This window comes from Pseudomonas paraveronii (assembly GCF_963681955.1).
GTDB lineage: Bacteria > Pseudomonadota > Gammaproteobacteria > Pseudomonadales > Pseudomonadaceae > Aquipseudomonas > Aquipseudomonas paraveronii.
Map to the genome: position 1 here is coordinate 5,328,623 of NZ_OY817130.1, position 13,641 is coordinate 5,342,263.

The following is a 13,641-nucleotide window of genomic DNA, read 5'->3' on the forward strand; positions in this document are numbered from 1 at the left end:
CCCTCCCCACCCAAGCCTGAGGAAGCGAGACCATGGAATTGACGCTGGAAGCGGTTGCGCTCTTCGCACTGAAACTGGTGCACGAGACCGACGGCGGCAGCCCGGTTTTGCGTGACGATCTGGTGATGGACGGGTACGAGCGGGAAGTGTTTGGGTTATTGGTGCGACGGGGGGATCTGCCTGCGATTCAACTCAAGATCGAGGCGTGTGCGGTGCAAGCGCTGGATACAGTGGGCGGCGCCCATACGGTACTGGGGCGGGAATTGCGGCGGTTGGCGACTGACGTGCAAAACGTCCGTCAACTCGATGCACTGCCCGCGCCGCTAACCACCCTCAAGGACTATTTGAAAGACATCCAGTGAATCGGTGATCAGCGTGCCGGCCAGCGTCAATAGCGCATGCCCGATTACCGCCGCCCTTCAACTGCCATACGCACGGCCAAGCCCATCAGCACCGAGCCCATCAGCCAGCGCTGCGCCACCTGCCAACCGGGCCGGGTGACGAAGAACACCGCGATGGAGCCCGCCATCATGGCAATCATTGCGTTGACGCCCACGCTAATGAAAATCTGCGTAAAACCCAGCACCAACGATTGCGTCAACACGCTGCCGTGGCCGTTCGGGTCGATGAACTGCGGCAGCAACGACAGGTACATCACCGCGACTTTAGGGTTCAGCAGGTTGGTCACAAAGCCCATCATGAACAGCTTGCGCGGGCTATCCTGGGGCAAGTCCCGCACCTGAAAAGGCGAACGCCCCCCCGGCTTGACCGCCTGCCAGGCCAGGTAGACCAGATACAACGCACCACCGAGTCGCAGCGCGTCGTAGGCCAAGGGAACCGCCATGACCAAGGCGGTGATACCCAACGCCGCGCACAGCATGTAAACGATAAAACCCAACGCAACCCCGCCCAGGGAAATCAAACCGGCCGTGCGCCCCTGGCAAATCGAGCGGGAAATGAGGTAAATCATGTTCGGCCCGGGCGTCAGCACCATGCCCAGTGAGATCAGGCCATAGGCAAACCAGTTGGACAGTTCGGGCATCGTGCAGCTCCTGAATGAGGGTGTTGTCGGCGACGTTGTCGTGTCGAGCGCCATGGTAGGGCGTGCGACATGAGCGCGTTAGATACAGATCTGCGAGCAAAACGTCATACACAGGACAGGCACGTGATCGACTTCATCTTGCGGCCGTACAAAAACAGCGTGTTCTATTGCGTGGAAACCTCCGGGATTTTCGCTCTGGATTTCCAAGTACCTGCTGACCTGATCAGCGGGCAAAAAAAGACCTTGGCGTCCCAAGGTCTTTTTTACTGCAGGCACGCCTGATTCAATGGATGCACACCGTCAAATATGGGCGCAGGCCATCAGCCCCGCGGCCTCCGCAAATACCTGCAATACCAAACCACCCCACCCACAACCGCCCCCACAACAGTGACGCCATTCCCCACCAACCAAATCCCAAAATTCCGAGTCTGCTCCGCATCTCCTTCATAGAACGGCCCAAAGTACGCCGACACCGCCACCACCACCCCGTTGAACACCCCAACAGCCACGGCGACTACCAAAACTACAAACACAACCCCCTTACAGACCTTCATATAACGCTCCAAAACCAAATCTCCCTTGACTGGTGATAATCCGAGAACGTCCCTTCGATCGAGAACCCTAACTGAATTCGCGGGTAGCTCAGCCAATCCGTCAATCGCCGCCCATTCCATAAATCAATGTGGTCACCACTACGGTTACCGAACGTTTCATTGCCCCGGCGCCAAAAATCCTTGAAGAAGATGATGCCTTGCTGCCCGACCAACATATCCTCAAAGTCTTCAGGCTTTATCTTCTTTACGGGCTGTATACCGGGGATATTGGCGCGACTTAATGCCTTGGCCATTTCCTCTGCAGCCAGCACATGACCTTCACTTTTGGGGTGCTGCCAACAATAGCGCACCCCTCTGAATCCGCTCAGGTCGGCACCAGACCTGCGCAATGCCACGCCTAGGTTGATCGCGCATTGATCACTAAAATTTTTCGCGCCGTTGGTTCGGCACGGGGCGGCGTCTCCGAAGATTTCCGGATGGTTTTTCCATAGGGTATTGAATGTCAGCATTCAGCATTTCCTTCGCGTTTTTTTCGCGACCGTAGCAAACGCTTTGCTGCTTAAGAGGGGATCGGATAGAAATCAGAACGGTCCTACTTGCCTGTCAGTTTTGGCTGCAGGGTATAACTCACACACCCTCACAGGGGATGTCCTTATTGGTGTGAAAGTAAGTGCTAACTGGGCCGGTGTTTGTGCGGAATGTTCCGCAGCCGAATAGGAAGCTGGGCGGTTAGGTATAGGAACTTCAGAACGACGCAGGTTTCATGTGGGGCTCACTCCCACATGAGGTCAGAATCACTGGGGTTGAAACGTCTCCAGGTACGCCAGGATGTTGTCGATCTTTTCCTGATCGCTGATGCCCCAGAAGATCATGCGCGTGCCGCTCACTACCTTCTTCGGCGCCTCGATATAGGCCGCGAGTTTTTCTCGGGTCCAGACCACCCCGGAGTTTTTCATCGCATCCGAATACTGATAGTCGGCGGTAGTGCCGGCAGGCCTGCCGATGATGCCGTTGAGTTCGGGGCCAAAGCCGCCGCGCGCGCCCTCGCCGATGTTATGGCAGCCGCCGCAGGTTTTGGCGAAGAGCTTGCCGCCCGCTTCGGCATCGCCGGCGGCGCAGGCCGCGCCAGTGTTGAGGATCAGGGCGAAGGTCAGTAAGGCGCGGTATTTCATAAGGGCTCCACATCGGGTGATACGGGTGATTATGCCGGTTTGTCAGGAGCGCATGCCCATCCAGATCACCGCTTCGGTCCATGCCGTCACCACCGGTGCCAGCGCACTGAACCACGGGTCATCCTGGTCGATCTGCGCGGCCGAGTGCTCACGGTTGACGGCCTTGTGTCACGGCCTGTGGGAAGCAGGCCGGTGGTTGGTTGAAAAGCGCCGGTATCGTGCAGCAGCACCCGGTCAATACGCAACCGGGTCCCTCAGAACGACCATCCATCGTTCCAGGCATATCTGATCGAACCTAATGCGCTGCGCCCCACTCCACCCTACTGAACCCTGATGGTGGAGTAAGGATCATGGCTCAGCCATCGATTTTAGTGCTGGAAGACGACGAAATCATTCGCGCGTTAATGGTCGACGTTCTGGAGGATTTCGGTGCGCATGTCACCTCGTTTCCTTCGGCGGATGAAGGAATGATTTACCTGGAGCGGGCCGATGACCCGGTGGACCTGATTGTGAGTGATATCCAGATGCCTGGATTGCTCAACGGCTATGACCTGAGTCGAGTGGTGGCCCATCGTTGGCCAGCGGTGCCGGTGGTGCTGACGTCCGGCAACACCAGGCTGGCGGCGCAGTTGGGGGGATCGGTACGGTTCCTGCCCAAGCCGTGGAGTACCGACCATCTGCTCGAATGCGTACAAACCGCACTGACCCAGCAGGGAGCGTCGGTGCATTAATAGCTTCGCGACATCACTTCGCCGAAGACCCGGCGGCGGTTAGGTGCCGGAAAAATCGTCGCGAAAAGTGAGCAGGGCCGCAGCCGTGAGTTCCGATTTAGGGTGCCCAAGGTGAATGACAATGCCCACACCTGTGTCGTCTCGTTTTGACGCGATTTGTTTATAGCTCAGGCTTCCCGCGCTCTGTAGTTTCGGTCCGCGTCGACAGCCTTCGACGCGAACTGAACTTACAGAGGGTACCGTGATGGATATTTTTTCCAGTCATCTGAGTTTCGAAAACACCCTTTTGCAGACCTACTTGAACACGCCAGAAAAAAACCCTCCTCGCCCGAAAACGCCCTCTCTGGGGTCGACCATTGATTTCAGTGGTGAGCGGCCGCCAAAGAAGGACAACCGCTCGAACGGCCTGGACAGCTTGGGCAGTGGAAACGTCATCTAAGTCGTCAAACAGAGAGGCTGCAACCCTGCAGTCTCTTCCACCTTTCGATCCACCCGACCTTAACAAAATACTGACATCCCCCGGGTTAACCTTCGCAACCACCTTGCACAGAGCTTTCAACCCTATGCCTCACGCCGGCACCTTGCCCGACGTCCTCGCTGGCCCGCTGCTGCGGCGCCTTGAACCCCAGCGCCTGGTGATGTGGCTGGTGGGGACCAGGGAACTGCCGTTGACCCTCAGGCTGCACGTCGCCGAGCAGACCCGCGATATCTCGCTGGACCAAGGCCAGTGCCAAATCGTGCCGGTGGGGCGCCAGGCCTTTATCCACTTGATCGACGTTGCGTTGGACGAGGCTCTGCCCCAGGACGCGGTGATCGGCTATGACCTGCTGATCGACGGGCGCGGCATCGGCCAATGGGCACCGCACCTGCTCTATTGCGACGCGCAATCGCCGAGTTTCGTGCTGCATAGCCGTATTCATCAATTGGTCCACGGCTCCTGCCGCAAGCCCCACCACCCGGCGGACGAAGGCTTGCTGTGCGTCGACCGCCTGCTGGCCGACGCACAAACCCCAGCGCAACGCCCGGCGTTGTTGATGATGAGCGGCGACCAGGTGTACGCCGACGATGTCGCCGGGCCGATGCTGCGGGCGATTCATGGGCTGATCACGCGCCTGGGGCTGTTCGACGAATACCTGGACGGCGCCGTGGTGGACGACAGCGCCAGCCTCTACGGGCATCGCGCCAGTTATTACCAGCGGGCCGAACTGCTCCCCGCGCTGGACAGCAACGAGACCCTGCGCGAACGCTTTTTTGGCGGCGTGAAGAAGCCGATTTTCACCAGCAGCACCGCCGACAATCACTTGGTGACCTTCGCCGAAGTCATTGCCATGTATCTGCTGGTCTGGTCCCCCACCCCCTGGACACTGATCGCGCCGCAGCCGCCGCAACTGAGCGCCGACGCGCAACCGCGGTATGCCCGTGAGCAGGTGCAGATCGATCGCTTCCGCGATGGCCTGCCCGGCGTCGCGCGGGTGTTCGCCCATCTGCCCACGCTGATGATCTTCGACGATCACGACATCACCGACGACTGGAACCTCAGCGCCCAGTGGGAAGAAACCGCCTACGGCCATCCGTTCTCCAAACGCATCATCGGCAACGCGTTGCTGGCTTACCTGTTGTGCCAAGGCTGGGGTAACCAACCGGATGCATTTGGCCCGTTGATCAAGCAGACCCAGGCACTTGTCGCCCAGGCACAGCACAACCACCTGAACGCGAGTGCGCAGGATCAACTGCTCGACACGTTGCTGGCCTTCCAACAGTGGCATTACGTCCTGCCGACCACCCCCGCGCTGGTCGTACTCGACACCCGAACCCGGCGCTGGCGCAGCGAATTCAACCTCAAACAACCATCCGGCCTGCTGGACTGGGAAGCCTTGAGCGAACTGCAACAGGAACTGCTGGACCACCCGTGCGCGATCATCGTCTCCCCCGCGCCGATCTTTGGCGTCAAGCTGATCGAGACCGTGCAAAAAGTCTTCAGTGGGTGCGGTTACCCGCTGCTGGTGGACGCCGAAAACTGGATGGCGCATCGCGGCGCCGCCGAGGTGATCCTGAATATCTTCCGCCACTCCCGCACGCCGGGTAACTACGTCATCCTCTCGGGCGACGTACACTATTCGTTCGTCTACGAAGTACTGATCCGCCATCGCAACGCCGGCCCCAAGCTCTGGCAGATCACCAGCAGCGGCATCAAGAACGAATTCCCACCGCGCCTGCTGGAATGGTTCGACCGCCTCAACCGCTGGCTCTACTCGCCGCGTTCTCCGCTCAACTGGTTCACCCGCCGCCGCACCATGCAGGTGGTGCCGCATATCCCGGAACACGCGCAAGCCGGTGAGCGCTTGTGGAACTCGGCGGGGATCGGCCAGGTGTTTTTCAACGCGCAAGGCCAACCCGAGGCCATTTACCAGCACAACGCCAATGGGAAGGCACCGACGAAGATGCGGGCGCCGAAATAATGGCCCATCGCCACACCTCGACAGCTGCACAGTCGCTCTATTCAAAGCGTGCAAGTCACGTTGTACAGTAGCGCCAGCCACGGAGTATCGGCGTCAATTTCACCGGCCTTGGGGCCCACGCAGGGAAGCGCGCACATGGACGATACAGCCGGCAATAAACCGTCAAACGACCTCAATGCCGACATGTTGCATGCTGTCATGGAACTGGTCAGCGACGGGGTCTGGGACTGGAATGCGAATACGGGTTTCGTTTACCGCAACCCGGGCTGGTACGAAATGCTCGGCTACCCCAGCCACTCCCTGGAGAACAGCGTGTTCACCTGGGAGAACATCATCCACCCCGACGACTACCTCCGGGTGATGACGCTGTTCGATGACTACATCAACCGTCGCTCGCCCCATTACCAGACCGAATACCGCTGCCGCAAAAAAGACGGCAGTTACCTGTGGATCGAAGACCGCGGCTATGTGGTTGCGCGTAACCTCGACGGCTCGGTGGCGCGCATGGTCGGCGCCCACCGCGACATTAATACGCGCAAATGCTCCATCGAACAGCTCGAACGGCGTAACCAATCGCTTGAAGCCTTGGTTGCCGAACGCACACGCGAGTTGTCACGGGTCAATCAGCAACTGCAATTGCAACTGGACGAAAACCGCTCCTTGGCCGAGCGTGACGCCCTGACCTGCGTGGCCAACCGTTATCGCCTGGAGAAAGTGCTGCTGGAAGAATGCGACCGCGCCGAACGCTTCCGCCTGCCGTTGGCGCTGCTCGCCATGGATATCGATGATTTCAAGCCGATCAATGATCGACACGGCCACGGCGTCGGCGACAAGACCCTGGTGAGCGTCGTGGAGAGACTGGAATCCTGCGTGCGCCCCGGTGACTTGCTGGCGCGCTGGGGTGGCGATGAGTTTGTGGTGGTGCTGCCCAAAAGCCCCCTGAAGACAGCGAAAGCCCTGGCCGAGCGCATTCGCCAAAAAATGACCGAGATGCCTGCGGTGGGTGACTTCAAAGTGACCCTGAGCCTGGGGGTGGTGGAGCGTCTTGCGGGTGAAGCCCCCGCCGCGCTGATGGCGCGGGCCGATCAGGCGCTGTATCGCTCCAAGGCAGCGGGGAAGGATGTCGCCTCGGAATAAATGCGCGGGGGTTGTTGCCCCGAACGACCTGCTGGCAACCGCTCCTTCCGATTTGGAATGACCCGGCGACTTTATTTCGTTTGCGGCACAGCCTGGCTCGCGGCTTAGATAAAAAGAAGCCCGCCACTGCCGAGTCCGAGATTCATGAGCCGCGAAACCATCAGCCAGTCGATTTCCATCGTTCACCCCATCAGCCTCAGCCACGGCAAGAACGCCGAGGTCTGGGACACCACGGGCAAGCGCTACATCGACTTTGTCGGCGGCATCGGCGTGCTCAACCTCGGGCATTGCCACCCGGCAGTGGTCGAGGCGATTCGCCAGCAGGCAACCCAACTGACTCACTATGCCTTCAACGCCGCACCGCATAGGCCTTACATCGAGCTGATGGATCGTCTTAGTGCGTTTATCCCGGTGGACTACCCGGTCAGCGGCATGCTCACCAACAGCGGCGCGGAAGCCGCTGAAAACGCCTTGAAGATCGTGCGCGGCGCCACCGGCCGCACTGCAGTGATTGCGTTCGACGGCGCGTTCCACGGCCGCACGCTTGCCACCCTCAACCTGAATGGCAAGGTGGCGCCCTACAAGCAAAAAGTCGGTGTCCTGCCGGGCCCGGTGTATCACCTGCCCTACCCGAGCGCAGACAACGGCGTGACCTGCGCCGAAGCGCTGAAGGCCATGGACCGCTTGTTCAGTGTGGAAATCGACGTCAACGACGTGGCCTGTTTCATCATTGAGCCGGTGCAGGGCGAAGGCGGTTTCCTCGCGCTGGACATCGAGTTTGCCCAGGCCCTGCGCCGTTTCTGCGATGAGAAAAACATCCTGCTGATCGCCGATGAAATCCAGTCCGGTTTCGGCCGCACCGGCCAGCGTTTTGCCTTCTCGCGCCTGGGCATAGAACCGGACCTGATCCTGCTCGGCAAAAGCATCGCCGGCGGTGTGCCGTTGGGCGCCGTGGTGGGGCGCAAGGCATTACTCGACAACCTGCCCAAAGGCGGTCTGGGCGGCACTTACTCCGGCAATCCCATCGCCTGCGCGGCGGCGTTGGCCACCCTTGAGGTGATGACGGATGCACAGTTGCAGGCCTGGGGATCGCAGCAGGAAGAGGCCATCCTGCGCCGCTACGAAACCTGGCGCGCGCAACGCCTGTCGCCTTACCTGGGCCGACTGACCGGCGTCGGCGCCATGCGTGGCATCGAGTTGGCCCACGCCGACGGCACGCCCGCGCCCCAGCAACTGAGCCAATTGCTGAGCCTGGCGCGGGACGCCGGCTTGCTGCTGATGCCCAGCGGCAAGTCGCGGCACATCGTCCGTTTACTGGCGCCGCTGACCACTGAGCCAGCGGTGTTGGAGGAAGGCCTGGACATCCTCCAGGCGTGCCTCAAGCAACTGGGCTAATAACGCGCATCCACCGGCTTGCCGCCGCTGTCGGGCAGCAATTCCTTAGTTTGCAGGTGCCGGTGCGTGCGGCGCGGCAAGCAGATCGGCCGGGCATGACAGAGAATGCCCCATTGCATTAGGCCTTCATTAACCTGGCGCGGGGAGGGCCCCTCGACGCAGGTCTGTGTTCGTTTTTATAGGTTCATCAGACCTCTGTGTTGTAACGGGTTTACCGGCACAGCACTAAATCGATGGACAAAGGCGAGCTGGCGCGGGCGGTGGCGCATCCGGTTTGACCGTAGGTCTGTTTTGCGGGCGGGCAATCACGCTGCAGCGGGCGCTGGCCGCTTTGCGTCGCAATAAGGGCATTGTGCTGCCTTGACCTGCCCCCCCTCCCCGCCGAAAATGCGCGACGCTTTTTTGTCCCTGTTTACTGAAGTAGTGAAATTTCAATGTCCGATTCCTACACCGCAGAATCCGCCGAAGAGTCCGTAGTCGCCTTGCAATCCAAAGCTGAATACGAAAACGCCATCAATCTTTCACAGCATGTGCCAGCGGCCAAGATCATCAGCGAGATGGTGCTGGACGCGTTCCATACCTCCAAGGAAAGCGACCAGATCCGCGAACTGCGTGTGGCCATCCGCGAGGCCCAAGACGCCTTCGATGACGACAAGGCCTACGACCTGATGGGCCAGCTCAAGCAGCTCAAGGACGCCGAAGCCGCCGACAACATCGTCCTGGAAGACCTGAGCAGCAAGTTTTCCATCAGCCGCATCCTGTCCAGCTTCAAGGACGACCCGCAGTTTCAGGAGCTGGTCTATGGACTGGCCCTCAAGGTGCTGAACCAGTCCCACCAGGCCATCAGCAACCCAAGCGCCGGCAAGGGCAAGGCCGCTCGTCCGAAGAAAGAAGCCGAAGTGTTTGTGATCAGCAAGGACGGCATCAGCGTCACCCTGCCGCTGCGCACGCCGCGCTCGAAGCTCAACGTCGACCGTGAAGCGTTCGAGTTCCTGGGTTTCAGCTTTGTCGGTGACGGCGATGACGCCGAGCTGGAGGTTGAGAGCTTTGTGGATAACTCAGGCGCTGAACAGCCGTTGAGCCGCAAGAGCGTGATCACGGCGTTGCAGCAGCAGACGGCGTTTGATGGATACAGCATCGTGCAGCAGTAGTACCGCTGAACCCACATTGGTTTTGTGTTGGGTTAAACACTGCGCTGGAACTGCGCCCAAGAAAAAGCCCCGCGCTTCTCACGAAGGCGGGGCTTGTTCATTGCTTGGAACCACTCAGGGTGCGTAAGTCAGCAACAGCTCTCTCGGCACCTGGAAATCCAGGGACATCATCACGCTGAGCGCGGTGATGGTGAAGATCGAGAACACGAACAGCTTGCGCGCCCAGACGGTGTCGTCCACCGCCTTGTAGCCGGTCCAGGCCATATACAACCAGTACATGCCCATGGCGGCGGCGACGGCAAGGTAGCTCATGCCGGCGTAGCCACTGAAGGTCAACATCAAGGTCGCCACGAGGAAGGCCAGGATGTACAGCAGGATGTGTTTCTTGGCCACCTGGATGCCACGCTTGACCGGCAGAACCGGAATCGACGCAGCCAGGTAGTCGTTGAAACGGAAGATCGCGATGGCATAGGAATGCGGCATCTGCCACAGGCTGAACATCACCAGCAGCACCAGCGCGGCCATGTCGAAGCTATTGGTCACAGCCACATAACCAATCACCGGCGGCATCGCCCCCGACAGACTGCCCACCAGCGTGCCGTGAACCGACTTGCGCTTGAGGTACAGGCTGTAGAGACCGACATAGATGACAAAACCGATCACGGCAAACAGCGCCGCCAACGGATTGGCCACCTTGTACAACAACACCACGCCGGCAACACCCAGGACGGTCGCGAACAGCAGTGCCAGTTTCAGGGAGATAAGGCCCTGGACCAGCACGCGATTCTTGGTGCGTTCCATCTTGATATCGATGTCGCGGTCGATGCAGTTGTTGAAGACACAACCGGAAGCTACCACCAGGGACGTGCCGATCATTGCTGCCAGGAAGATGGCCAGATCGACATGTCCCTTGGAGGCCAGGAAGAAGCCGCCAGCCACAGAAAGCACGTTACCGAAAATGATCCCCGGTTTGGTGATTTGGATAAAGTGCTTAAGCGACATCGGGTCTTACCTCACTTCGCCATCATGAACGTGTGGATGCTGAACATGATCCACAGCGACAGACCAACCAGCAGAACGATCACCAGGCCTGCGAACACGAACGCAACCACGTTCTCGCGCTGAGCCTCGGAGCGGTCCAGGTGCAGGAAGTACACCAGGTGAACCAAGACCTGAATCACCGCAAACGCCAGGACGATCATCAAGGTGATCGACTTCGGCAAGGTTGGGTACATCACCAGGCCGAACGGGATCAGGGTCAGGATGACCGACAGGATGAAGCCGATAGCGTAAGTTTTTACGCTGCCGTGGCTCGCATCATGGCTGTCATGGGAGTGTGCATTAGCCATTACAGAGTCCCCATCAAGTAGACGACGGTGAATACGCAGATCCAGACCACGTCCAGGAAGTGCCAGAACAGGCTCAGGCAGTTCAGGCGAGTCTTGTTGGTGTTGGTCAGGCCGTGTTTATTGACCTGATACATCATCACCGCCATCCAGATCAGGCCAGCCGTCACGTGCAGACCGTGGGTCCCCACCAGCGTGAAGAACGCCGACAGGAAGCCGCTGCGGTGCGGGCCGAAGCCTTCGGAGATCAGCAGGTGGAACTCGTTGATCTCCATGCCGATGAAGCCCAGGCCGAACAGGAAGGTCAGACCCAACCAGGTCAGTACGCCCTGCTTGTTGCCCTTGTAGAAGGACAACATGGCGAAGCCGTAGGTGATCGAACTGAACAACAGCAAGGCGGTTTCGCCGAGCACGTAAGGCAGTTCGAAGATGTCGTGGCCCGCCGGGCCACCCGCTACGTTGTTTACCAGTACCGCGTACACCGCGAAGATCGACGCAAACAAGATGCAGTCGGTCATCAGGTAGAGCCAGAAACCGAAAACGGTTACCGGGCCCGAGTCGTGGTGATGGTCATCGTGCCCATGGTCATCGACATGGGCGTGTCCAGCATTGGTCACTAAGTTCGACATGGTTTAAGCCTGTTCCAACGAGGTTTCTACACGGTTGGCCGGGATCTTCTTCTCGGCCACCAGGCGAGCGTGCTGCTCGGCTTCGATGCGCTCGATCGTTTCGACCGGCACCATGTAGCCTTGATCATCACGTGCAGCGTGGACAATGAAGTAGCCGATGGTGCCCACCAGGCTCACGATTGCCAGCCACCAGATGTGCCAGATCATCGCGAAACCGAACACGGTCAACAGCGCACCAATCACCACGCCAGTGGCGGTGTTGTTTGGCATGTGGATCGGTTCGTAGTGCTTAGGCTGCTGGTACGCAGTACCGTTTTCCTTGGCTTCGGTGAACGCATCGATGGTGTTCGCAGTCGGAATCACGGCGAAGTTGTAGAACGGAGGTGGCGACGAAGTCGACCATTCCAGGGTGTGGCCGTTCCATGGGTCGCCCGATTCGCACATGTTCTGCTTACGATCACGCACGCTGACATACAGCTGGATCAACTGGCAGGCAATACCCACAGCGATCATCAGCGCACCGACCATGGCGACGTACAGGTACGGCACCCACTCAGGGTTGGTGGTAGCGTTCAGACGACGGGTCATGCCCATGAAGCCCAGTGCATAGAGCGGCATGAACGCGACGAAGAAGCCCGAGATCCAGAACCAGAACGCTGCCTTGCCCCAGCCTTCGTGCAGCTTGAAGCCGAACGCTTTCGGGAAGAAGTAGCTGAAACCAGCGATGTAACCGAATACCGCACCGCCGATGATCACGTTGTGGAAGTGAGCGATCACGAACAGGCTGTTGTGCAGCACGAAGTCAGCACCCGGGATGGCCAGCAGTACGCCGGTCATGCCGCCGATGGCGAAGGTCACCATGAAGCCCAGGGTCCACAGAACCTGGCTGGTCATACGCAGACGACCGTGATAGATGGTGAACAGCCAGTTGAATAGCTTCACCCCCGTCGGGATCGAAATCAGCATCGTCGCCAGGCCGAAGAAGGCGTTGACGCTGGCCCCCGAACCCATGGTGAAGAAGTGGTGCAGCCAAACCATGAAGCCCAGTACCGAGATCGCGCCGGAAGCGTAGACCATCGAGTGGTGACCGAACAGGCGCTTGCCGGTAAAGGTCGAGATCACTTCGGAGAAGATACCGAACGCTGGCAGGATCAGGATGTACACCTCAGGGTGACCCCATGCCCAGAACAGGTTCACGTACATCATTGGATTGCCACCAAGTTCGTTGGTGAAAATGTGGAAATCCAGGTAACGGTCAAGCGACAGCAGTGCCAGGGTAGCGGTGAGGATCGGGAACGAAGCCACGATCAGCACGTTGGCCCAGGTGCAGGTCCAGGTGAAGATCGGCATGTCCATCATCTTCATGCCAGGCGCGCGCATTTTCAGCACGGTGGCCAGGAAGTTGACCCCCGTCAGCGTCGTCCCGAGCCCTGATAGCTGTAGTGCCCAGATGTAGTAGTCCACACCCACGCCCGGACTGTACGCCAGGCCCGACAGCGGCGGATAAGCAACCCAACCGGTCCTGGCGAATTCGCCGACGCCCAGGGACACGTTGACCAGCACAACGCCGGATACCAGCAGCCAGAAGCTCAGGGAGTTCAGGAACGGGTAGGCAACGTCACGGGCACCGATCTGCAGCGGCACTGCAAGGTTCATCAGGCCGGTGAAGAAAGGCATCGCCATGAAGATGATCATGATCACACCGTGAGCGGTGAAGATCTGGTCATAGTGTTCAGGCGGCAGGTAGCCCGGCGAACCCTCGGTGGCCATGGCCAACTGGGTACGCATCATGATGGCGTCGGCAAAACCACGCAGCAGCATGACCATGGCAACGATGATGTACATCACACCGATTTTCTTGTGGTCGACCGACGTCAGCCACTCGGTCCACAGGTAGGTCCACTTCTTGAAGTAAGTGATACCTGCAAACAGTGCCAGACCACCCAGCGCGATCATGGCGATGGTCACCATCACGATCGGCTCGTGGAACGGGACCGCATCCCAACTTAATTTACCAAACATCGT

The 13,641-nt window shown here is 59.2% G+C and carries 16 protein-coding genes; 8 read left to right on the top strand and 8 right to left on the bottom strand.

Annotated elements, in window-relative coordinates:
• Positions 1-32: 32 nt before the first annotated feature.
• The gene (locus U5A08_RS24595) at positions 33-362 is read left to right on the top strand and encodes a hypothetical protein (RefSeq protein WP_253398857.1); all 330 of its coding nucleotides are present in this window, start codon (positions 33-35) and stop codon (positions 360-362) included.
• A gap of 44 nt (positions 363-406) precedes the next feature.
• On the opposite strand, the gene U5A08_RS24600 is transcribed toward U5A08_RS24595, so the two are convergent.
• Positions 407-1,042 carry a LysE family translocator gene (locus U5A08_RS24600; protein ID WP_321848962.1) on the bottom strand — a complete coding sequence of 212 codons (636 nt, stop codon included), beginning with the start codon at positions 1,040-1,042 and terminating at the stop codon, positions 407-409.
• A 69-nt stretch (positions 1,043-1,111) separates the two neighbouring features.
• On the opposite strand from U5A08_RS24600, the gene U5A08_RS24605 reads away from it, so the two are divergent.
• Complete coding sequence (locus U5A08_RS24605) at positions 1,112-1,324, top strand: hypothetical protein (protein ID WP_253398859.1); 213 nt, start codon at positions 1,112-1,114, stop codon at positions 1,322-1,324.
• 268 nt (positions 1,325-1,592) lie between these two features.
• Here U5A08_RS24605 and U5A08_RS24615 read toward each other — a convergent pair whose 3' ends face one another.
• Together U5A08_RS24615 and U5A08_RS24620 are read right to left on the bottom strand one after the other, a co-directional pair.
• Positions 1,593-2,105: a type VI secretion system amidase effector protein Tae4 gene (locus tag U5A08_RS24615; protein ID WP_321848963.1), complete on the bottom strand. Its 513-nt coding sequence runs from the start codon at positions 2,103-2,105 to the stop codon at positions 1,593-1,595.
• Between the two features lie 285 nt (positions 2,106-2,390).
• A complete protein-coding gene (locus tag U5A08_RS24620) occupies positions 2,391-2,768 on the bottom strand; it encodes a c-type cytochrome (RefSeq protein ID WP_247396109.1) in 378 nt (125 codons plus the stop codon).
• A 350-nt stretch (positions 2,769-3,118) separates the two neighbouring features.
• On the opposite strand from U5A08_RS24620, the gene U5A08_RS24625 reads away from it, so the two are divergent.
• From U5A08_RS24625 to U5A08_RS24645, 5 genes are all read left to right on the top strand, one after another.
• Positions 3,119-3,499, top strand: a complete 381-nt coding sequence (locus U5A08_RS24625; RefSeq protein ID WP_253398865.1) for a response regulator — start codon at positions 3,119-3,121, stop codon at positions 3,497-3,499.
• A gap of 244 nt (positions 3,500-3,743) precedes the next feature.
• Positions 3,744-3,938: a hypothetical protein gene (locus tag U5A08_RS24630; protein ID WP_321848964.1), complete on the top strand. Its 195-nt coding sequence runs from the start codon at positions 3,744-3,746 to the stop codon at positions 3,936-3,938.
• A 124-nt stretch (positions 3,939-4,062) separates the two neighbouring features.
• Positions 4,063-5,958: an alkaline phosphatase D family protein gene (locus U5A08_RS24635; protein WP_321848966.1), complete on the top strand. Its 1,896-nt coding sequence runs from the start codon at positions 4,063-4,065 to the stop codon at positions 5,956-5,958.
• A gap of 135 nt (positions 5,959-6,093) precedes the next feature.
• A complete protein-coding gene (locus U5A08_RS24640; RefSeq protein WP_321848967.1) occupies positions 6,094-7,095 on the top strand; it encodes a sensor domain-containing diguanylate cyclase in 1,002 nt (333 codons plus the stop codon).
• A 144-nt stretch (positions 7,096-7,239) separates the two neighbouring features.
• Positions 7,240-8,490 (top strand): 2-aminoadipate transaminase, encoded by a 1,251-nt coding sequence (locus tag U5A08_RS24645; protein WP_253398881.1) that lies wholly within the window; start codon positions 7,240-7,242, stop codon positions 8,488-8,490.
• Here U5A08_RS24645 and U5A08_RS24650 read toward each other — a convergent pair.
• On the bottom strand, positions 8,487-8,609 hold the full coding sequence (locus U5A08_RS24650; RefSeq protein ID WP_321848968.1) for a hypothetical protein: 123 nt from the start codon (positions 8,607-8,609) through the stop codon (positions 8,487-8,489). The two genes, U5A08_RS24645 and U5A08_RS24650, sit on opposite strands and share 4 nt — an antisense overlap.
• A 315-nt stretch (positions 8,610-8,924) precedes the next feature.
• Between U5A08_RS24650 and U5A08_RS24655 the strand changes: the two genes are divergently transcribed.
• The gene (locus U5A08_RS24655; RefSeq protein WP_321848969.1) at positions 8,925-9,641 is read left to right on the top strand and encodes a hypothetical protein; all 717 of its coding nucleotides are present in this window, start codon (positions 8,925-8,927) and stop codon (positions 9,639-9,641) included.
• Between the two features lie 114 nt (positions 9,642-9,755).
• Here U5A08_RS24655 and cyoE read toward each other — a convergent pair whose 3' ends face one another.
• From cyoE to cyoB, 4 genes are read right to left on the bottom strand one after another with little or no spacing between them, the layout of a single operon-like run.
• Complete coding sequence (gene cyoE / locus U5A08_RS24660) at positions 9,756-10,643, bottom strand: heme o synthase (protein ID WP_017846726.1); 888 nt, start codon at positions 10,641-10,643, stop codon at positions 9,756-9,758.
• Positions 10,644-10,654: 11 nt separating this feature from the next.
• Positions 10,655-10,990 (bottom strand): cytochrome o ubiquinol oxidase subunit IV, encoded by a 336-nt coding sequence (gene cyoD, locus U5A08_RS24665; RefSeq protein WP_247403570.1) that lies wholly within the window; start codon positions 10,988-10,990, stop codon positions 10,655-10,657.
• A complete protein-coding gene (locus tag U5A08_RS24670; RefSeq protein ID WP_247403567.1) occupies positions 10,990-11,616 on the bottom strand; it encodes a cytochrome o ubiquinol oxidase subunit III in 627 nt (208 codons plus the stop codon). The genes cyoD and U5A08_RS24670 overlap by 1 nt, the downstream gene beginning before the upstream one ends.
• 3 nt (positions 11,617-11,619) lie before the next feature.
• Positions 11,620-13,638: a cytochrome o ubiquinol oxidase subunit I gene (gene cyoB / locus U5A08_RS24675; protein WP_321848970.1), complete on the bottom strand. Its 2,019-nt coding sequence runs from the start codon at positions 13,636-13,638 to the stop codon at positions 11,620-11,622.
• Positions 13,639-13,641: the final 3 nt, after the last annotated feature.

Coding starts and splice junctions, on each gene's coding strand:
- cyoB (WP_321848970.1), bottom strand. CDS start 13,638: ATGTTTGGTAAATTAAGTTGGGATGCGGTCCCGTTCCACGAGCCGATC.
- U5A08_RS24615 (WP_321848963.1), bottom strand. CDS start 2,105: ATGCTGACATTCAATACCCTATGGAAAAACCATCCGGAAATCTTCGGA.
- U5A08_RS24650 (WP_321848968.1), bottom strand. CDS start 8,609: ATGCAATGGGGCATTCTCTGTCATGCCCGGCCGATCTGCTTGCCGCGC.
- U5A08_RS24670 (WP_247403567.1), bottom strand. CDS start 11,616: ATGTCGAACTTAGTGACCAATGCTGGACACGCCCATGTCGATGACCAT.
- U5A08_RS24640 (WP_321848967.1), top strand. CDS start 6,094: ATGGACGATACAGCCGGCAATAAACCGTCAAACGACCTCAATGCCGAC.
- U5A08_RS24655 (WP_321848969.1), top strand. CDS start 8,925: ATGTCCGATTCCTACACCGCAGAATCCGCCGAAGAGTCCGTAGTCGCC.
- U5A08_RS24605 (WP_253398859.1), top strand. CDS start 1,112: ATGAGCGCGTTAGATACAGATCTGCGAGCAAAACGTCATACACAGGAC.
- U5A08_RS24620 (WP_247396109.1), bottom strand. CDS start 2,768: ATGAAATACCGCGCCTTACTGACCTTCGCCCTGATCCTCAACACTGGC.
- U5A08_RS24635 (WP_321848966.1), top strand. CDS start 4,063: ATGCCTCACGCCGGCACCTTGCCCGACGTCCTCGCTGGCCCGCTGCTG.
- cyoD (WP_247403570.1), bottom strand. CDS start 10,990: ATGGCTAATGCACACTCCCATGACAGCCATGATGCGAGCCACGGCAGC.
- cyoE (WP_017846726.1), bottom strand. CDS start 10,643: ATGTCGCTTAAGCACTTTATCCAAATCACCAAACCGGGGATCATTTTC.
- U5A08_RS24625 (WP_253398865.1), top strand. CDS start 3,119: ATGGCTCAGCCATCGATTTTAGTGCTGGAAGACGACGAAATCATTCGC.
- U5A08_RS24600 (WP_321848962.1), bottom strand. CDS start 1,042: ATGCCCGAACTGTCCAACTGGTTTGCCTATGGCCTGATCTCACTGGGC.
- U5A08_RS24595 (WP_253398857.1), top strand. CDS start 33: ATGGAATTGACGCTGGAAGCGGTTGCGCTCTTCGCACTGAAACTGGTG.
- U5A08_RS24645 (WP_253398881.1), top strand. CDS start 7,240: ATGAGCCGCGAAACCATCAGCCAGTCGATTTCCATCGTTCACCCCATC.
- U5A08_RS24630 (WP_321848964.1), top strand. CDS start 3,744: ATGGATATTTTTTCCAGTCATCTGAGTTTCGAAAACACCCTTTTGCAG.